General features: G+C 61.6%; 16 protein-coding genes and 3 pseudogenes. 8 read left to right on the forward strand and 11 right to left on the reverse strand.

From position 1 onward, the window contains the following. Positions 1-33: 33 nt before the first annotated feature. Positions 34-488: pseudogene (locus tag H9K75_RS01105) on the forward strand (Lrp/AsnC family transcriptional regulator). A 19-nt stretch (positions 489-507) separates the two neighbouring features. On the opposite strand, the gene H9K75_RS01110 reads toward H9K75_RS01105, so the two are convergent. From H9K75_RS01110 to H9K75_RS01140, 7 genes and pseudogenes are all read right to left on the reverse strand, one after another. Next, positions 508-2,115, reverse strand: coding sequence for a methyl-accepting chemotaxis protein (locus tag H9K75_RS01110; protein WP_187724438.1), 1,608 nt, complete (start codon positions 2,113-2,115; stop codon positions 508-510). Positions 2,116-2,336: 221 nt separating this feature from the next. Continuing rightward, positions 2,337-3,131, reverse strand: a complete 795-nt coding sequence (locus H9K75_RS01115) for an ABC transporter ATP-binding protein (protein ID WP_187724439.1) — start codon at positions 3,129-3,131, stop codon at positions 2,337-2,339. A 37-nt stretch (positions 3,132-3,168) separates the two neighbouring features. Then, positions 3,169-4,056 carry an ABC transporter permease gene (locus tag H9K75_RS01120; protein ID WP_187724440.1) on the reverse strand — a complete coding sequence of 296 codons (888 nt, stop codon included), beginning with the start codon at positions 4,054-4,056 and terminating at the stop codon, positions 3,169-3,171. A gap of 108 nt (positions 4,057-4,164) precedes the next feature. Beyond that, on the reverse strand, positions 4,165-5,136 hold the full coding sequence (locus tag H9K75_RS01125) for an ABC transporter substrate-binding protein (RefSeq protein ID WP_187724441.1): 972 nt from the start codon (positions 5,134-5,136) through the stop codon (positions 4,165-4,167). A 278-nt stretch (positions 5,137-5,414) separates the two neighbouring features. Continuing rightward, positions 5,415-7,120 (reverse strand): annotated as a pseudogene (locus H9K75_RS01130) (4Fe-4S dicluster domain-containing protein). A 160-nt stretch (positions 7,121-7,280) separates the two neighbouring features. Further along, positions 7,281-8,639: an ATP-binding protein gene (locus H9K75_RS01135; RefSeq protein WP_187724442.1), complete on the reverse strand. Its 1,359-nt coding sequence runs from the start codon at positions 8,637-8,639 to the stop codon at positions 7,281-7,283. Further along, on the reverse strand, positions 8,636-9,313 hold the full coding sequence (locus H9K75_RS01140) for a response regulator (protein WP_187724443.1): 678 nt from the start codon (positions 9,311-9,313) through the stop codon (positions 8,636-8,638). The genes H9K75_RS01135 and H9K75_RS01140 overlap by 4 nt, the downstream gene beginning before the upstream one ends. A 142-nt stretch (positions 9,314-9,455) precedes the next feature. Between H9K75_RS01140 and H9K75_RS01145 the strand changes: the two genes are divergently transcribed. The 4 genes from H9K75_RS01145 (at position 9,456) to H9K75_RS01160 (ending at position 14,109) form a co-directional block, all read left to right on the forward strand. Continuing rightward, on the forward strand, positions 9,456-10,169 hold the full coding sequence (locus H9K75_RS01145; protein WP_187724444.1) for a phosphatase PAP2 family protein: 714 nt from the start codon (positions 9,456-9,458) through the stop codon (positions 10,167-10,169). After that, positions 10,166-11,893: a phosphoethanolamine transferase gene (locus H9K75_RS01150; RefSeq protein WP_187724445.1), complete on the forward strand. Its 1,728-nt coding sequence runs from the start codon at positions 10,166-10,168 to the stop codon at positions 11,891-11,893. Before H9K75_RS01145 ends, H9K75_RS01150 begins: the two co-directional genes overlap by 4 nt. 213 nt (positions 11,894-12,106) lie before the next feature. Beyond that, positions 12,107-13,156: a D-cysteine desulfhydrase family protein gene (locus tag H9K75_RS01155; protein WP_187724446.1), complete on the forward strand. Its 1,050-nt coding sequence runs from the start codon at positions 12,107-12,109 to the stop codon at positions 13,154-13,156. Positions 13,157-13,215: 59 nt separating this feature from the next. Further along, positions 13,216-14,109, forward strand: coding sequence for a transporter substrate-binding domain-containing protein (locus H9K75_RS01160; RefSeq protein ID WP_187724447.1), 894 nt, complete (start codon positions 13,216-13,218; stop codon positions 14,107-14,109). 63 nt (positions 14,110-14,172) lie between these two features. On the opposite strand, the gene H9K75_RS01165 is transcribed toward H9K75_RS01160, so the two are convergent. Then, positions 14,173-14,766 (reverse strand): peroxidase-related enzyme, encoded by a 594-nt coding sequence (locus H9K75_RS01165; RefSeq protein ID WP_187724448.1) that lies wholly within the window; start codon positions 14,764-14,766, stop codon positions 14,173-14,175. A gap of 88 nt (positions 14,767-14,854) precedes the next feature. After that, positions 14,855-15,394 carry a tRNA-uridine aminocarboxypropyltransferase gene (locus H9K75_RS01170; protein WP_264293938.1) on the reverse strand — a complete coding sequence of 180 codons (540 nt, stop codon included), beginning with the start codon at positions 15,392-15,394 and terminating at the stop codon, positions 14,855-14,857. Positions 15,395-15,661: 267 nt separating this feature from the next. Here H9K75_RS01170 and H9K75_RS01175 point away from each other — a divergent pair. Next, positions 15,662-16,941, forward strand: a pseudogene (locus tag H9K75_RS01175) (NAD(P)/FAD-dependent oxidoreductase). Between the two features lie 21 nt (positions 16,942-16,962). Here the strand turns inward: H9K75_RS01175 and H9K75_RS01180 are convergent. Next, positions 16,963-17,508 (reverse strand): PAS and helix-turn-helix domain-containing protein, encoded by a 546-nt coding sequence (locus H9K75_RS01180; RefSeq protein WP_187724449.1) that lies wholly within the window; start codon positions 17,506-17,508, stop codon positions 16,963-16,965. Positions 17,509-17,612: 104 nt separating this feature from the next. Between H9K75_RS01180 and H9K75_RS01185 the strand changes: the two genes are divergently transcribed. Both H9K75_RS01185 and H9K75_RS01190 read left to right on the forward strand, forming a co-directional pair. Further along, positions 17,613-18,320, forward strand: a complete 708-nt coding sequence (locus tag H9K75_RS01185) for a CoA transferase subunit A (protein WP_187724450.1) — start codon at positions 17,613-17,615, stop codon at positions 18,318-18,320. Between the two features lie 2 nt (positions 18,321-18,322). Beyond that, positions 18,323-18,961 carry a 3-oxoacid CoA-transferase subunit B gene (locus H9K75_RS01190; RefSeq protein WP_187724451.1) on the forward strand — a complete coding sequence of 213 codons (639 nt, stop codon included), beginning with the start codon at positions 18,323-18,325 and terminating at the stop codon, positions 18,959-18,961. A gap of 98 nt (positions 18,962-19,059) precedes the next feature. Here the strand turns inward: H9K75_RS01190 and H9K75_RS01195 are convergent, their stop codons facing one another. Then, positions 19,060-19,377, reverse strand: coding sequence for a DUF2322 family protein (locus H9K75_RS01195; protein WP_187724452.1), 318 nt, complete (start codon positions 19,375-19,377; stop codon positions 19,060-19,062). Positions 19,378-19,435 lie beyond the last annotated feature (58 nt).

Genomic DNA, 19,435 nt, shown 5'->3' on the forward strand with positions numbered 1-19,435 from the left:
GAAATCACTCTGAATTCGTTGAATTCCACATACATGGATCGAACAGACAAGAAAATTCTTTCGGTGCTTCAGGCCAATTCGCGCGCCAGCCTTCAGGAGATTGGCGCTGCTGTCGGGCTCAGCGCCTCGCCCTGCTGGGACGCATCAGGAAGATGGAGGAATCCGGCGTGATCGAGGGCTATACGGTGCGCCTCAATCCGCAGGCGCTCGGACTGTCGGACACCGTGCTGGTGCAGGTCACGCTCGACAGCCACTCCGATAACACACTGGAGAAATTCGGCGAGGTGCTGGCCAGCATTCCCGAGGTGGTGGAGGCGCATCTCGTGTCGGGAGACTACGACTACCTCCTGAGAGTGGTGGTGCGCGACACGCGTGACTACGAGCGGCTTCTGCGCGAGAAGCTCTACAAGATCAAGGGCATTCGGCACAGCCGCTCGAGCTTCGTGCTCAGGACCCTGAAAAAGTCGGACCTGCCGCTCGAGACCTGAGAGCGCCGCCGCCTTCGCGTCAACGCTCGAGTCTGCGATTTCCCCGAGCCGACGCGATTGGAATCCGTCTGAGGGCGGCATCGTCGTCTTCTGCATCGAGCTTGAACGTCGCGACCAGTTGCGTCAGCGCGTTGGCCTGTTGGCTCAGGCCGGATGCGGCGGCTGCGCTTTCCTCGACCAGGGCGGCATTTTGCTGGGTCACCTGGTCCAACTGCATCACGGCACTGCTGATCTGCGCGATTCCGTCGCTTTGCTCGACCGTGGCGGTGCTGATCTGATCCACCAGCACGGCCACGTCGCGAACCTGCAGGGAAAGAGCCTCGATGGTCCGCGTGGCCTCGTTCACCAGTTTCGCGCCATTGCTCACCTCGGTGGCGCTCTGGCTGATCAGCGCATTGATTTCCTTGGCCGCTTCCGCGCTGCGCCCCGCAAGTGAACGCACTTCGCTGGCCACGACCGCGAAGCTGCGTCCGTGCTCGCCAGCGCGCGCGGCTTCCACGGCGGCGTTCAACGCGAGGATGTTGGTTTGAAACGCAATCGAGTCGATGACGTCGATGATGGCCGCCATGCGCGTGGAGCTGTCGGAAATATGGGCCATGGTCTTGTTCACGCGCTGCATGGCTTCTCCGCCATGGGCGGCCGTGGTGGATGCATTGGAGGACAGCAGCGTGGCCTGCCTCGCGTTGTAGGAGTTCTGATGCACGGTGGCGGCCAGTTGCTCCATCGACGCCGCCGTCTGCTCCAGATTCGTGGCCTGTTCTTCCGTGCGTTGCGAGAGATCGTTGTTGCCGGCAGCGATCTGCTGCACGCCCTCCATCACCGACTCACTGCCTTCGCGGATGCGGCTCACGATCTGCATCAGGTTGCCGTTCATCGTGGCAAGCGCGCGCAGCAGGCGCGCGATCTCGTCACCGCCACTGGTGTCGATCTGCGCCGACAGATCGCCCCGGGCGACACGTTCGGCAACGCAAACCGCGTGGTTCAGGCTCGCGGTGATCTTGCGGATGAGCAGCAGAGCCGCCGCGATGCACGCCACCAGCGAGAGCGTGAGGGTGGTCGCGATCACGCGCATGGTGGTGCGCATCGCGGTGGCGGACTCTTGCGTGGTCTCGCGGCTGTTGATCAACTGCATGTCGGAAATGCTCTCGATGCCTTCGAGGACCGTTCCCATCAGCGGATCGAGTTCCGCCGTCCTGAGCGCGCTCGCCTGCTCCGGCGCACCTTCACGCAGTTGGTCGATGATGCGCGAGATCACGAGGTCGGCCTGATTCTTCAGCGGCTGAATCCGGTCCACCACCACCTGCTCGTTGGCGAAGAGTCTGGTCTGCAAAAAAGCGTTCCAGCTCTTGTCGGCCTGATCACGTCCCGCGCTGATCAGTCGCGCCGCCTCGGTCGGGCTGATGCCGTGGGCAGACACCCGATCAAGAGGGATCAACACGCCATTGGTGTACCCGGATGCCGTCTCGCTCATCTGTTTGAGCGGCATGACCTGATTTTCATGAACGCTGCCGAGACCCGCGTTGGCCACGTAGAGCTGCCGGAACATCACGCCCGATACGGCGGTCAGCACGCAAAGCAAGGTGATGACGAGCAGCCACAGCTTGGCTTTGATGGACAGTTGGGTCATACGGGTGAGGGTGTGCAGGCGTCCGGAAGTTCAGGGCGGTGATTGAATAACATATTGCAACCATTACGGTATATCAGTTGCAATTGCGCGACTACGGAAAAATCCCTAGGCAGGGCAATGATATGAATGCCCGGTGGGTGGAGGGGTTTCAGGCGGCCACGAAAAAGCCCTCGTCGACAGCATGCCGAGGAGGGCTTTGACGGAAGTGGTGGCGCGTCGTTTCAGCCGAGCAGCAGGGCGTCGTCGGAGAGCTTCTCGCCGCGCACTTTCTCGAACATCTGGAGCAGATCGGGCACGTCCATGTTCGCGCGCTCCTGGCCGCTGACGTCGAGCACCACCTGACCCTGATGCAGCATGACCGTGCGTTCGCCCACGTCGAGGGCCTGACGCATGCTGTGCGTGACCATCATGGTGGTGAGCTGGTTCTCGGCGACGATGCGCGCGGTGAGTTGCAGCACGAAATCGGCGGTGCGCGGATCGAGCGCGGCAGTGTGCTCGTCGAGCAGCAGGATGCGTGATGGCTGCAGCGACGCCATCAGCAGGCTCACGGCCTGGCGCTGGCCGCCCGAGAGCAGTCCGATGCGGTCGGTGAGGCGGTTTTCGAGCCCGAGGCCGAGCGTGGCCAGCTTGTCGCGGTACAGCGCGCGGTTGCTCTTTTTCACCGCGCCGCCAAGGCCCCGGCCCGTGCCGCGCTGGTGGGCGAGGGCCATGTTTTCCTCGATGGTCAGGTCTTCGCAGGTGCCGGCCATCGGATCCTGGAACACGCGGGCAACGCGCGTGGCGCGTGACCACACGGGCTGACGCGTGACGTCTTCACTGTCGATGCGGATGGTGCCGGTGTCCACGCTCAGGTCGCCGGAAATGGCATTCAGAAACGTCGATTTCCCGGCGCCGTTGGAGCCGATCACGGCCACGAACTGGCCCGCCGGGATCTCCAGCGACATGCCGCGCAAGGCGCGGGTTTCGATGGGCGTGCCGGGGTTGAAGGTGATGAACAGGTCTTTTGCGCTCAACATTTTTCGCGAATCCTATTTTTTCTTGTCGTCGAACGCGTCAGGCGCTGCGCCGGGCCAGCTTGCGCTTGAGTTGCGGGATCACGAGAGCGATGGTCACGAGCACGGCGGTCACGAGATTCAGATCCTGCGCCTTGAGGCCGATGAAGTCGCTGTTCAGAGCCAGGGCGATGAAGAAACGGTAGACGATGGCGCCGATGATGACTGCCAGCGTCGCGTAGATCAGCTTGCGCGAGGGCAGAATGGATTCGCCCACGATCACCGCCGCAAGGCCGATCACGATGGTGCCGATGCCCATCGAGATGTCCGAGCCGCCCTGGGTCTGCGCGAACAGCGCACCCGCCACGGCCACGAGAGCGTTGGAGATCGCCATGCCCAGCAGCACCATGCCGCCGGTGTTGATGCCCTGGGCGCGCGCCATGCGGGCGTTGGAGCCGGTCGCGCGGATCGCGAGGCCGCGCTCGGTCGAGAAGAACCAGTCCATGACGATTTTGGCGATCACGACGATCACGATGAGGATCATCGGACGTGCCCAGTAGTCGGGCATGTTCGCAGGCTGCAGGATGGTGAAGATGGTGGCGTCGTTGATCAGCGGAATATTGGGGCCACCCATGATGCGCAGATTGATCGAGTAGAGCGCGATCATCATGAGAATCGAGGCCAGCAGATCCATGATCTTGAGCCTGACGTTGAGCAAGCCGGTGATCGTGCCCGCAATCGCACCGGCGGCGGCCGCCGCAATGGTCGAGAGGAACGGGTTGTAGCCGGAGGCGATCATCACGGCGCAGACGGCTCCGCCAAGGGGAAAGCTGCCGTCCACCGTCAGATCGGGGAAGCGGAGCAGGCGAAAGGAGATGAAGACACCCAACGCGACCAGACTGAAGATCAGTCCAATCTCAAGAGCGCCCAGCAGGGAAAAAAGTGACATGGGCCGTCGCTACTGGAAAAAACAAAGCAGGAGCCATGGGGTGCACGGCTCCTGCGTGGGGTGGCCGCAATCATGACGGGGTGGTGTCATGATTGCTTCAGGCAGTGCTTACTGCACCACTTGCGCGGCGGACTTGATCAGGTCTTCGGTCAGCTTGACGCCTTGCTTCTCGGCGGCACCGGGGTTCACGTACAGCTCGGTCTTGTTGCTGACTTCGGGCTTGATGGCGCCGGGCTTCTCGCCCTTGAGCAGGCGAACCACGATGGCGCCGGTCTGCATGCCCAGGTCCTTGTAGTTCACGCCCAGAGCCGCAATCGCGCCGCGCTTGACGGAGTCGGTGTCGGAGGCAATCAACGGCAGTTTGGCGTCCTGGCCGACCTTCACGAGCGACTCGTAGGCAGACACGACGTTGTTGTCGGTGTTCGTATAGATCACGTCAACCTTGCCGACCAGGCTGCGCGCGGCGGTGCCGACGTCCACCGAGCGGGGTGCCGAGGCCTCGACCAGCGTCATGCCGTTCTTGGTCAGCAGTTCCTTGAGCTGCTTGACGACCACGACGGAGTTGGCTTCGCCGGGGTTGTAGACCATGCCGACCTTCTTGGCGTTCGGCACGACCTTCTTGATCAGCTCGATCTGCGGTTCGAGCTTGAGCAGATCGGACACGCCGGTCACGTTGGTCTTGGAAGGCTCCCAGTTCTTGACGAGCTTGGCGGCGACCGGATCGGTCACGGCGGAGAACACCACCGGCACGTCCTTGGTGGCTGAGACCACGGCTTGGGCGGAAGGGGTGGCGATGGCGACGATGGCGTCAGGCTTGTCGCCCACGAACTTGCGGGCAATCTGCGCGGCCGTGCCAGTGTTGCCCTGGGCGCTCTGATACTGCCATTTGAGGTTCTTGCCTTCTTCGTAACCGGCAGCCTTCAGGCTTTCCTTCACACCGTCGCGAATGGCGTCGAGCGCGGGATGCTCCACGATGGCGGTCACGGCGACCGACTTGGTCGTCTGTGCAGCGGCAGCGGTGGACAGGGAGGCCATGGCCAGAGCCAATGCGCCGAGAGGTGCCCAGGACAAGTTTTTCATTCTTAACGATCTCCAGTCGGAAGGTTTGGTAATTCCTGAATGTGTTCAAGCAGTGAACGGTCGGGGTCTCCGCCCGAGGGCAGGAGTCTACAACCTGTCACGCAGGCCGCTAGTATGCGCCGAGCATGCCGGGCATGAAACTGTGGATTAACCCTGTATTTGCGCTTGCAAGGCAGTATGAATGCGTGATTTGCAGTCTCGGCGCGTGCAAACGGAAAAAAAGCACATGGCCGCAAGGGCCCATGTGCGTTGGCATGTGCCTCCGGAATCCGCGCGGCTTACATGCCCGAATAATTCGGCCCGCCGCCGCCTTCGGGCGTGACCCAGACGATGTTCTGCGTCGGGTCCTTGATGTCGCAGGTCTTGCAGTGCACGCAGTTCTGCGCGTTGATCTGCAGGCGCTCGGCATTGCCGCCCTTGGTTTCGTCGGGCACGAACTCGTAGACACCGGCCGGGCAGTAGCGCTGCTCGGGGCCCGCGAACTTGGCCAGATTGATGTTGACAGGGACGCTCGGGTCCTTGAGCGTCAGGTGCGATGGCTGGTCTTCCGAATGATTGGTGTTGCTGATGAACACGCTGGAGAGCCGGTCAAAGGTCAGCTTGCCATCCGGCTTGGGGTAGACGATGGGCTTGCAATCCGCGGCGGGCTTGAGGTAGGCATGGTCGGGCTTGTCACGGTGCAGCGTCCATGGAATGTGCCCGCGCAGCACGAACTGTTCGATGCCGTTCATGACGGTGGCCGCGACCAGTCCCTTCTTGAACCAGGCCTTGAAATTGCGCGCCTTGTTCAGCTCTTCGTAGAGCCAGCTGTTCTCGAACGCAGCCGGGTAGGCCGAGAGTTCATCGCCCTGACGACCCGCGCCAATGGCCTCGAACGCCGCGTCCGCAGCCAGCATGCCGGTCTTGATCGCAGCGTGGCTGCCCTTGATGCGGCTGACGTTCAGGAAACCGGCATCGCAACCGACGAGCGCGCCGCCCGGGAACACGAACTTGGGCAGGCTCATCAGGCCACCTGCCGTGATGGCGCGCGCGCCGTAGCCCAGGCGCTTGGCGGGCTTGATGCCCTTGGACTCGTCGCCTTCGAGGTAGTAGCGGATATTGGGATGCGTCTTCCAGCGCTGCATTTCCTCGAAAGGCGAGAGATAGGGATTCGCATAGTCGAGACCGGTGATGAAGCCGAGCGTGACCTTGTTGTCCTCAAGGTGATAGAGGAACGCGCCGCCGTAGGTGTTGTTGTCCATCGGCCAGCCGGCGGTGTGCAGCACGAAGCCGGGCTGGTGGCGCTTGGGTCGATTTCCCAGAGTTCCTTGACGCCGATGCCGTAGGCCTGAGGATCGCGGTCCGCGTCGAGCTTGTACCTGGCGATCAATTGCTTGCCCAGATTGCCGCGCGCGCCCTCGGCAAAGATCGTGTACTTGCCGTGCAGTTCCATGCCCAGCTGGAATTCACTGGTGGGCTCGCCGTCCTTGCCGACTCCCATGTTGCCGGTGGCCACGCCCTTGACCGAGCCGTCTTCGTTGTAGACGATTTCGGCGGCCGGAAAGCCCGGGAAGATTTCCACGCCCAGAGCCTCGGCCTGTTCGGCCATCCAGCGCACGACGTTGCCGAGGCTGACGATGTAGTTGCCGTGATTCTGAAAGCATGCCGGCAGCACCATGTTCGGCGTGCGAAACGAACCTGTCTCGGACAGGAACACCATGGCGTCGTCGGTGACGGGCTGGTTGAGCGGCGCGCCCTTGTCCTTCCAGTCGGGAATCAGCTCGGTCAGCGCGCGCGGATCCATGATCGCGCCCGACAGAATATGCGCGCCGGGCTCGGAGCCTTTCTCCAGCACGACGACCGAAATCTCCTGGTTGTTCACGGCTGCGAGCTGCTTGAGCCGGATCGCCGTGGCAAGCCCGCCGGGGCCGGCACCGACGATCACTACGTCATATTCCATGGCTTCTCGTGGGCCATATTGCGCGAGGATTTCGTCTTTCGTCATGGGTGTCTCGTAAACGTCGTTGAATTGGAAATCTGGGGCAGGCGTGGGGCTGCTGCGATCCCGGCTATTCGATGATTGTATTCAGGCATGGCCTGCAAACACGCACGCACGTGCAGTTTCTCGTCACAAAGATGACTCGGTGTGGGTCCGCAGCGCGCTTTCAATCGGCCGGTTGCAGAATCAGGCGCGCCTCGAACCCATGCGGCTGGCCGGGTGGCGGCGAGCTGAGCACAAACTGCGCATCGTGCTTTTGCGCGATGCTGGAGACGATGGACAAGCCAAGCCCGTACCCCGCGCGCTGCGAGCTTTGACGCACGTGGCGGCGCTGGAGTTTTTCGAGTTGCTCCGCGGGCACGCCCGGCCCGTCGTCCCGCACGGCGATCTCCGCGCCGGGGCCGACGATGATTTCCACGTTCGCGGTGCCTGAGTAGTGCAGCGCGTTTTCGATCAGGTTGCGCAGCGCAATCGCGAGTGCGTCGAAATCACCCTTGGCGGTCAGTGGTTTGCCATCCAGTTCCGATGCGGGTGGAGTGATCAACTCCAGTCGGGCCGAAGCCTCTTCGTCGAGCCAGAATTCGCGCGAGACGGTGCTGGCAAGCTGCGTGAGATCGATGCTGTCGCGTGTGAACGGCGCGCTCGATTCGGCACGCGAGAGCTGCAACAGCTTCTCGGTGCGATGGCTCAGCGTTTGCAGCGAGGCAATGGCGGCCTCGACGTCGGTTCGCGCAAGCCCGTGTTCCAGCGCGGTCTGCAGGCGCAGCCGTGCGGTGGTGAGCGGCGTGCGCAGCTCGTGCGCCGCGTTGGCCGCGAGCGCGCGCTCCACGTCGAGCGCCTGCGAGAGCCGCTCGAGCAGACGGTTCACGTGCTCCTGCACGGTCGCCAGCTCCTGCGGCGGCGCGCTCAGGTGAATCGCGTCGAGCTGCCTGCCGTTGCGCTTGGCGATCTCGTCGGAGAGATCATCGAGCACCCGCAATTCCTTGCGCGCAATATGTCGCAGTAGCAGGGCGAGCAGCGGCATGAGCAGGGCAAACGGCACGATGAGCCCGAACAATGTGCGGTTCACGGTCTCGCTGCGCTCTTCCAGAGGATCGGCCACCTGAAGATAGATGCCGCGCGTGGGATGCAGCAGCGTGTACACGCGCCACTTGCCGTGGTTGGCAAAGCCGTTGGAGAGGGCAACGTCGAACATGTCATCGCGTGATTCGGCAGATCGCGCGAGCACGCGAGTGTCGGGCATCACGAGGCGGTAGTAGATCTCGGCATCCGCAAACGAGCCGGGGCCGGGAATGATGAGCGGCGTCTGCTTTCCCGGCGCCTGTGGCGGAGCCTGATCCAGATGATCGAGGGCGATGTCGAACATGCGGTGCGAGACCTCGACCAGTTCGCTGTCGAAGTTGTAGTTGATCTCCATGTCCGTGTACCAGACCACGGCCAGCAGGCACAGCAGCCAGACACTGCCGACCCAGAGGGTCAGTGTTTTGGTGAGCCGTCCCGCAAGAGTCTCGCGGCGCCGGCTCATGGCGTGCCGTCGGCCGGATGGTGGCCGAGCCGGTAGCCCATGCCGCGCACGGTTTCGATGTGATCGCGACCGAGCTTGCGGCGAAGGCGGCTGATGAAGACTTCGAGCGTGTTGCTGTCGGTCGAATTGTCGAAACTGTAGAGGGCATCCTGCAGATGCTCGCGCGAGTGGTTGCGTTCGGGGCGCGTGGCCATCACGCGCAGCAGCGCCCATTCCTTGGGTGTGAGCGGAATCGGCACGCCCGCGCGCAAGACCTGCTCGCGGCCAAGATCGATCTGCAGATCACCGAGTTGCAGCACCGGCTGGTTGGCCGCACTGCGCCTGCGCTCGACGGCGCGCAGGCGCGCCAGAAGCTCCGCCGGGTCGTAGGGCTTGACGAGGTAGTCGTCCGTTCCCGCATCCAGTCCGCGAATGCGGTCGCTGACCTGATCGCGGGCGGTCAACGCGATGACGATCGGTCGATCCGCCAGCGCGCGAATCTGCGGCAGCAGGCTCAGTCCGTCGCCATCGGGCAAGTGCAGATCGAGCAACACGGCCGCGTATTGCGTGGTGGCGAGCGCCGTTCGTGCCAGCGAAAGTTGCGGTACCGCATCCACGACAAAGGCCTTGGCGTGCAGGTATCCGCAGACCGCTTCGGAGAGCGCTGGATCGTCTTCGACAAGCAGGACACGCATGGGTTTTCGCAGGGCTGAGAAAGGGTTGAAAGGGCGGGAAACGACACAAGTGTATGGCAGTGATGAATTTGGTTACGTTCAGCAATTGTTCAGGTCACCGCACTAGCCTGACGGTCTTGTTCAAACGTCTTTGCTTCACTCGATGCCTGCCTGGAATCCTCGTCGCCTTCTCGGGTTGACTGTCTTTTTGTTTTTGTTGATTGCGCTTTGGGATTTCTCAGGTCTGGATTTGCCAGCGGCGCGCCTGTCGGGCTCGCTCACGGGGTTCGCGTTTCGCAGCAATCACGCCTTCGTGCTCGCGTTTCATGAAATTCCGCGCACGCTGAGCAGCCTGCTGGTCGCGGCCTTGCTGATCGGAATATTCAAGCCCTGGGGCTTTCTCAAGCGCGCGACGCGTGCACAGCGCATTCAGCTCGCGTTGAGCGTATTGCTCGCAATGTTGCTGATCACCTCGCTCAAACATTTCAACGCGACAAGCTGCCCCTGGGATCTGCGCGAGTTTGGTGGCAACGCGCTGTATGTCTCGCACTGGGCGTTCGGTGTGAACGACATGGGACCGGGACATTGCTTTCCCGCAGGACATGCATCTTCCGCGTTCGGGTTTCTGGCGGGCTGGTTTGTGCTGCGCCGCGTCGATACAACCATCGCATCGCGGTGGCTTGTGAGCGTATTGCTCATCGGTCTGGTGCTTGGCATCTCGCAGCAGATGCGCGGCGCGCACTACATGAGCCACACGCTCTGGACCGCGTGGATCTGCTGGACCTTCGGGCTGCTGGTTGATCTCGCGAGTCGGGCGCTTTCGACAAGAAGCACCACACCCACATTGCGCATTGCCGAGGGAGAGGCACAAGCATGAACACCGCTCATATCGGCATATCCGCCTCGAATTCGCATTCGATCCGGCCTGGAAACTGGCTGCGCCGTATCGACGACTGGTTCTCCACGCCGCTGTCGGCACAGCGCATCGTGATCTATCTGGCGCTCTATCTGGTGTTTGCCGCGAACTGGCCGTTGTGGTTTCAGTTGCAGCGCATCGGCAGCACCCCAGGGGTATTTGTGCGTACCGCCGTCGTCCTCGGTCTGCTGAACGCCTGTGCGCTCGTCGCTATCCTGGCCTTCACCGCCTGGACCCGCTACATGAAGCCGCTGTGGCTTGCCGTGGTGCTGGTGGCGGCGCTCTCGCAGTACTACATGCTGAACTACAGCGTGGTGATGGACCCGGGCATGATGGGCAATGTGTTGCAGACCGATGCGCATGAAGTGGCCGATCTGCTCGGCTGGCATTTGTTTGTGGCGCTGGCACTGGTGATGGTCATTCCGCTGTGGTGGCTGGTGCGCGTTCGGATTCCCGCCATGTCGCCCCTGCGCCAGATGCTGCGCAACGTGCTGCTGATCGTCGCGTCGCTGGGCATCGCCGCCGTGATTGTCGCGACGATGTCGCGCGATCTCGGGCCGCTGATGCGCAATCATCCCCAGTTGCGCTACCTGCTCAACCCGATTGCAAGCCTGTATTCCAGCAGCGCGGTGGTGATCCGGCCACTTTTCACGCACACGAAGAAGCTCATCTCGATGGGCGGTGGAGCAGCGCTCGGCGCAAGCTATGCGGCGCAGACCAAACCCCTGCTGTTCGTGCTGGTGGTCGGCGAGACCGGGCGTGCGGATCATTTCGGGCTCAACGGATACGCGCGCAATACCACGCCCCAGCTCGCCACACGCAACGTCTTCAACTGGACCAACGTCAGGTCCTGCGGCACGAGCACGCTCGCATCCGTGCCCTGCATGTTCTCGCCTCTTGGCAAGAAGGATTTCGAATCGCGCAAGGACGACTACGAAACCCTGCTCGACGTCGCCCAGGCCGCAGGCCTTGGCGTGCTTTGGATAGACAACCAGTCGGGCTGCAAGGGCGTATGCGACCGGGTTCCGCATGTCTCGGCGTCCACGGATCTGACGGCCAGCCAGCGCAAGCAACTATGCGATGCGAGCGGCGAATGCCGCGATATGGCGATGCTCGAAAATCTGCAGCAGCGCCTCGATGCGATTCCCGCAGAGAAGCGCAGCAAGGGCATCCTGCTGGTCTTTCACCAAATGGGCAGCCACGGCCCGGCCTACTCCAAGCGCTCGTCGCTCGAATCCAAGCGTTTCACGCCCGAGTGCAAGACCGAGGTGTTGGCCGACTGCGCGCATTCCGAGTTGATGAACGCCTACGACAACTCCATCGTCGAAACAGACCGCTTTCTCGGCGCCACCATCGACTGGCTCAAGACCGCATCGAGCCGCTATGACACGGGCATGCTGTATCTGAGCGATCACGGAGAATCGCTCGGCGAGTACGGCCAGTTCCTGCACGGCCTGCCATACAGCATGGCCCCCGATGTGCAAAAGCACGTGCCGATGGTGAGCTGGCTTTCGCCGTCTTTCGCAGGACGCGAGCAACTGTCCGTTGGCTGCCTGCGCGGCACGGCCGATGCACCCTACACACACGACAATCTCTATCACTCGATGCTTGGCCTGCTCGACGTGCGTTCGCCCAGTTACCAGTCCGGCATGGATCTGTTCGCCAAGTGCAAAGGTGCGGCATAGCCCGCGCACCTCGAAATTTCGCGCGCTTATTGCCTACCTCGATTTATTGCCCAATGCAACAGTAGCCCGTACATGGCGCTTAAGGATTCGTGCACAGAGTCCTTTAGGTGCAAAAAGCTCTATGCATTCGTGAATATGTTCATGCGAAAAAGCAGGAACATTCCGTGATTCAATGCGGCCCTTCAGATCAACGATTCGGTTCGCCGACACGTCATGCAGGGATTGTTCTCTTTCGCCCAGGGTTCTCGAAAAATCACATTGCCACGCGTGCGCCTGGCGTTGACACCCACGCCACTTGAGCCACTTGAAACCACCAGCGATAGGCTGGGTTTTTTCTTGAGCGCCAAGCGCGATGATCTGACCGGTCTTGCCTTGGGTGGCAACAAGATAAGGCAGCTCGAGTACTACTTCGGAGCGGCTCGCGAGCAGGGCGCAACCACCATGCTGGTGACAGGCGCAATCCAGTCCAATTACACGCGAGCGGTCGCAGCGGCTTGCGCACGATTGGGCATGCGTTGCCATGTGCAACTTGAAAACCGCGTGCCAGGTATGAGCAGTGATGCCTATCGGGACTCTGGCAATGTGCTGTTGACCAGGCTCTACGGCGCAGAGGTCACTTACTTTGCTGGCGCTGATGACGAAGTGGCTGCCGATAAGGCCATTCATGCCGTAGCCAATCGCCTTCGCAACGCCGGGGAAGTTCCCTATCACATCTCACTCAAAGCAGACAGTGCCCCGCTTGGCAGCGTCGGGTATCTGCACGCTGCGCAGGAGCTGCTTGAACAGCAACCGGACACGACGCATGTGGTGCTCGCCTCTGGCAGTGGACAGACACAGGCCGGATTGTTGACAGGCTTGCGCATGCTGGGCAGCGGTGCGCGCGTGTTTGGCGTGAGTGTTCGCCGCGCTCCGGGTGCACAGCGCGCGCGGGTCCTGTCCTACTGCCATACCCTGAGCGCGATGCTGGGAGTGGAGCCCGTAGTGCAGGAGTCGGACGTCCAAGTCTTCGAGGGTAACTTGAATACCGGCTATGGATTGCCCGAGGACGGGTTGATGGATTTCCTGCTTGGCGCAATGCGCCGCGAAGGACTCTTGCTTGACCCTGTCTACACAGGTAAAGCCTTCGCGGCAATTCCGAGGCTGAAGGAGCAAGGATATTTTTCGCCTCAGGCAAGAGTGGTTTTTCTTCATACCGGTGGATTGCCCGCCTTGTTCGCTTATGGCCCGGAATTCTTGTCGCGATTGAATCGGATCGACGCTTGATTCGGGTCTTAACTCACATATCGGGTAGTGGTTGAGTTATTTGAAAAGGAAAAATCATCATGAAATTGCTTAGGAGCAGCCTTGTGCTTATGGGTTTTTGGGGCGCTGCTTGCCTGCACGCGCAGCCGACCAGCGAAACGCTGGCAAAAATCCAAAGCACCGGCAAAGTGGTCATGGGTGTGCTGGAAAGCTCACCGCCGATGTCCTATGCGATCGGCGCGGAGCGACGTTACGTTGGTTATCACGTGGAGCTTTGCGAGAAGGTGCTTGCGCGTATCGTGCCGAGCGCAAGAATCGAGTACCTGGCGCTCACGCCTCAGAACACATTGCCCTTGGTGGCCAACGGTACGGCGGATATAGGCTGCGGCCCCAAGACCAACAACCTTGCGAGACAAAAGGAAGTTTCATTCGCCGTGACCACCTATGTCAGTCAAGTGCGCATGGCTGTGCGTGCCGACTCGGGAATCACCTCGTTCAAGCAAATGGAAGGACGCGCCGTGGCCGCGTCCTCGGGAACCACAGCGGTTCAACTGCTGCGCAAGTTCGCCAAGGAGAACAACCTCAATCTCAACACTGTGCTGGGAAAGGATCAGTACGAGAGTTTTCTGATGCTTGAATCGGGTCGTGCAGACGCGTTTGCGATTGACGACAACCTGCTGGCCGGCTTGATCGCCGCCTCCAAAAATCCAGAGCGCTATCGGATTGTCGGTGAAGTGCTGGCCTCGGAACCCATCGCTTTGCTGCTGCGCCGCGAAGACCCGGGCTTCAAGAGGCTTGTCGATCAAACGTTGAGGGAGATGATGCAATCGGGCGAGGTTTCGCGCATCTATGACAAATGGTTCATGCAGCCCATTCCGCCGTCCAACCGCGCTCTGAATTTACCGATGAGCGATACGCTCAAGCAGTTGCTCAGGGAACCCAACGACAAGCCTGCGGAAATTTACGCCCATTGAGTCGTAACGGGCCTCAGCAGACCAGCGCGGAATCGGGCGGTCTGCGCTCTCCCATGCCTTCGCTCAGACCTTTTTATCGCGCGGCACGCGGCCCATGGTGAAGAACTCGGGGTTGGGCGGCATGTCCGAGAAGCTCGCCAGGCGGTTGGACAGCCCGAAGAACGCGGTGATCGCAGCGATGTCCCAGATGTCTTCGTCGTCGAAGCCATGTGCGTGCAGCGGCGCGAAATCGGCGTCGTTGATCTCATGCGCGCGGTTGCAGACCTTCATTGCGAAGTCGAGCATGGCGCGCTGGCGTTCGGTGATGTCGGCCTTGAGATAGTTCACCGCAACCTGGTCGGCGACGAGTGGCTTCTTTTCGTAGATGCGCAACAGTGCACCATGCGCGACCACGCAGTACAGGCATTGGTTGGCGGCGCTGGTGGTGGTGACGATCATCTCGCGATCACCCTTGGTGAGGTGGCTTGTGCGGCCCACGCTTTCCGGGTCCATGAGCGCATCGTGGTAGGCAAAGAATGCGCGCCATTCGGCAGGGCGGCGCGCAAGAGCGAGGAATACGTTAGGCACAAAACCGGCCTTTTCCTGCACCGCGAGAATCTTGCTCTTGAGATCGTCGGGCAGGGTGTTCAGATCGGCGAGAGGGTAGCGTGCGGCCATGGCTGAGGTCTCCTTCGTGTTGCGTGGGTTCGATGCGATGACGCGAGCATAGCGCGGCGCGTCGCTCGGCCTCGTGGGTGGGTCTGAATCAAGTCGCGTGCGGCCAGAACGGGCGTTGGATGGCAACGAACGCAGCCATCGCGTCGTTCAATCCTTTCAGCCCGGAGCCGCTTGCGGGCTCGAGCAACGTGAGTGCGAGTTGGGCTGCCTCCAAGGTGCTGAGCTGGTGCGCCTCGTGCGCCTTGCGGATGGCATAGCGCGACGGTGGCGGATCGTTGAGCGCGAGCCTTGGCAGCCGTTGCAGTTGCGCGTGTGCGGCCACCAGTTGGCGGCTCTTGCGCCAGGTTGCGTCGATGAGGACGAGACGCACGCGCGCTCCGGTGGCGGTCTTTGGCATCGAAACGCCGCCTGTTCCCGGATACAGCAGCAGCGTGTGTTCGGGCGGCGGCTGGTCGCCCCAGGCGCAAAACAGCGCATCGTTGAGCACGTGGTCGTCGAAGCGGGTGCCAGACAGCAGGCGGCTGCCCGGCAGGCAGAGATGCAGCAATCGTCCGGTGTTCTTGGCGTGTCGGGCTTCGTCGGGGTGCATCAGGATCAGGACTTCCGTCGTCACGCGCACCGGGCGCACAGCACCGCAGATGCAGGACGTGGTCGGTCGCAGGCATTGTGCGCAGATGGGTCTGCGTGGCGAGGGGGAAAACGGGGTCTCGGACAAATGGCGGAGGGACAATGGAACAGCGACGACGGTAGCGGCATTTTGGCATTGCGCATGGAATGCCCGCAACAAGCCGTGTCGCACCGAAGCATGATCGGTTTTTCGGTTGTGAGAGGTGATTTTGATAGAGATCGCTAAACTGTGAAACTGAGTTACATCCAAATTTCACTGGAGGCATGAATGCACTACGACATCGTGATTGTGGGTGGAGGTGCAGGCGGGCTGGAGCTTGCGGCGCAGTTGGGACGCAAGCTGGGCAAGAGCCTGGGTGGCGAACGCGTGCTGCTCATCGACAAGTTTCCTTTTCATATCTGGAAGCCGACGTTGCATGAGGTGGCTGCGGGCACGCTCGACGCGCATCAGGAGGGCCTGTCGTACACGGTGCTGGCGCGCCGCAACCACTTCAGCTTCACCATGGGCGAGTTCTCCGGCCTTGATGCGCAGCGCAAGAGCATCACGCTTGCGGCGATTCAAAATCCCGAGGGCGAAGAGATCGTGCCGTCACGCATCATCAGTTTCAAGCGCCTGGTGCTGGCGCTCGGGAGCGGATCCAATTCGTTCGGCACGCCGGGTATCGAGAATGCCTACCTGCTCGAGAACGTGCGCGACGCGCAGCGCTTTCATCAGGATTGGCTCAGCGAGAGCGCGCGCGCATCGTTTTCGAGTGAGCGCGTTCTCTCCATCGCGATTGTCGGCGCGGGGGCCACGGGCGTGGAGCTGTCGGCCGAGCTGCTGGAGGCCTATGCCGCCTTGCTGGAGAGCCTTGGCAGCAACCAGCGCTTTCGCCTCGACATCACGCTGGTGGAGGGCGGTGACCGGATTCTCGGTGGCTTGCCGCCAAAAATCTCGGAACAGGCGACAATTGCACTCAAGCGCAAGCAGGTGAAGGTGTTGGTGAACACGCGCGTTCAGGAGCTGCGAAAAGGATTGCTGATCACCTCGGCCGGAGACATCGCCGCCGACATGATCGTCTGGGCCGCAGGCATCAAGGCTGCGGATTCCAACGCGCAACTCGGGCTTGAGGTGAATCGCCTCAACCAGTTCGTGGTCGATGACCGTTTGCGCACCAGCGTTCCGGAAATCTACGCACTTGGCGACTGCGCCGCAGCGCCGTGGGTCGATGGCAAGACCGTCCCGGCACGCGCCCAGGCAGCGCACCAGCAGGCAAGCTATTTGGCCAAGATGTTTGGCGCGATGCTCAATGAGCAGGAAGTGGATGAGCCTTACGTCTATCAGGACTTTGGCTCGCTGGTGTCACTCGGGACAACAAGGGCGTCGGAAATCTGATGGGCGGTCTGGCGGGCAAGAATTTCTTCGTCGAAGGGCTGATCGCCAAGTGGATGTATATCTCGCTTCACCTGATGCATCACAGGGCGATTCTGGGCACGGGCAAGACCGCCGTGCTGGCCTTGGCGCGCCTGCTGCAGCAGCGGGTGTCGGGGCGCATGAAGCTGCATTGAGCGCAGCGCGGCGAGCGGGCTTTAGCCAACGAGCAGTTTCTGCACCAGATCGGCGGCGGTGGATGCGCCATATTTGCGCATCAACCGCGCGCGGTAGATCTCGACGGTGCGATGGCTGATGTCGAGCGCCTTGCCGATTTCCTTGGAGGTCATGCCATCGAGCAGACGCGCGGCGACCTCGCGTTCGCGCCCCGTGAGTTCGGCCTTGACCGGACGTTCCTCGCTCAGGTCTTCGAAGCTCCAGATGCCCGAGGCGTGCGGGTCGTCGCGGTTCAGCGCGCGGCCCGAAACATGGCACCAGAAGACTTCGCCGCTCGCGCGTTTCATGATGCGATTGTCTGCGTAGCGGCCGTGCGCGTTGAGAATAGGTTCCATGCGTTTGCCCAGACGCTCGTATTCGTCTACGCTTGGATAGAGAATGCTGAACGACTGGCCGATCAGCAGCTCACGGGATGCGCCGAACATCTCGCACACATGACGATTGCAGTCCACCATGACCCGGTTGCGCGAAATCACGAGGCCCACCGGTGCCATTTCGAAAGAGAGTCGGTAATCTGCAATATCCATGCTGTGTTCGTGCGCCTGCCGTGTTTGTATCTACGAAAAACTACTTATGTGAATACGTAGTATCGTAGCGCATTCCAGATTCATTCCCCTTTCAGGAGACAACAGTGAACAAAGTCTTTCCATCCGCAGCCGAGGCGCTCAAGGGCGTTGTGGCTGACGGTCAGCTCATGGCCGTGGGCGGTTTCGGACTGTGCGGCATTCCCGAGGCGCTGATCGAGGCGCTCAAGGATTCGGCGGTCAAGAACCTCACGGTGATTTCCAACAACGCCGGCGTCGACGGTTTCGGACTCGGCAAGCTGCTGGAAACCCGTCAGATCAAGAAGATGATCGCCAGCTACGTGGGTGAGAACAAGGAGTTCGAGCGCCAGTATCTGGCGGGCGAGCTGGAGCTGGAATTCACGCCCCAGGGCACGCTGGCCGAGAAGCTGCGCGCGGGCGGTGCGGGCATTCCGGCGTTCTTCACGAAGACCGGCGTCGGCACCATGGTGGCCGAAGGCAAGGAATTGCGTGAGTTCGACGGCGAGACCTATGTGATGGAGCGTTCGCTGGTGCCCGAGGTCTCGCTGGTGAAGGCGTGGCGTGCCGACAAGTCTGGCAACCTGCAGTTCCACCTGACCGCCCGCAATTTCAATCCGGCGGCTGCCACGGCGGGCAAGCTCTGCATCGTGGAGGTCGAGGAAATCGTCGAAACCGGCGCGATGGCGCCGGACGAAATTCATCTGCCCGGCATCTACGTGCACCGCATCGTGCTCAATGCCAACCCAGAAAAGCGCATCGAAAAGCGCACCATCACCGAAAAGCAAGGAGCCTGATCATGGCGTGGACGCAAGACCAAATGGCCGCGCGCGCGGCGCAGGAGCTGCAGGACGGCTTTTATGTGAACCTCGGCATCGGCATTCCCACGCTGGTGGCGAATCACACGGGTGACAAGGAAGTCTGGCTGCAGTCGGAAAACGGCATGCTTGGCATCGGCGCGTTCCCGACCGACGACAAGGTCGACGCCGACCTGATCAACGCCGGCAAGCAGACCGTCACGACGATTCCCGGTTCCTCGATCTTCGGCAGCGACCAGTCGTTCGCGATGATTCGCGGCGGCAAGATCAATCTGTCGATCCTCGGCGCCATGCAGGTGAGTGAGCACGGCGATCTCGCCAACTGGATGATCCCCGGCAAGATGGTCAAGGGCATGGGCGGCGCGATGGACCTGGTCGCGGGCGTCAAGCGCGTGATCGTGCTGATGGAGCACGTCGCCAGGAAGAAGGACGGCACGACCGACATGAAGATCCTGCCCAAGTGCACACTGCCGCTGACCGGTGTCGGCGTGGTGGATCGCATCATCACCGATCTGGGCGTGATGGACGTGACACCCGAAGGCCTCAAGCTCGTGGAACTGGCGCCGGATGTGACGTTCGAGGAAATCCAGTCGAAGACCGGCGTGACGCTGAAGCGCTGACGCTGTTTGCTTCAGACCCAGGAAAAACGGGACCGTGATGGTCCCGTTTCTCATTCATGCATGCATTCAGTCAGTGTCGATGGCGCGAACTCTGCAGTTCAGGCCTGAGGGTCGACGCGCACCGTATAGCCCTTGCCCGAGGTAATCACCTCGAACAGCCGGTCGATGTTCGGGTGGCTGCCCGGATGCTGGCGCGCGTCTTCGGTGTGTTCCGCAAACAGTTCCAATCCTTCGCGTGCGGCCGCTTCGTTGATCGCGCCGTGTTTGGTGGCGAGCGCGGCGTAGAGCGTGAGCGAGCCCGTCTTGCCGGGCGCGTTGGGGATGGTGGCGGCTACATTGCCTGTCTCGTCGATCAGGTGCAGCGCGGCAATGTGCGCAACGGAGGGAAGCTGGCGGAGATTGTCTGCAAAGGCCATGGCGATGGGTTCCAAGCGAAGAGAAGCGGGGATTTTAGGCCCCGCTTCTGTCGCCTTG

This window comes from Diaphorobacter aerolatus (assembly GCF_014489535.1).
Lineage (GTDB): Bacteria > Pseudomonadota > Gammaproteobacteria > Burkholderiales > Burkholderiaceae_C > Diaphorobacter_A > Diaphorobacter_A aerolatus.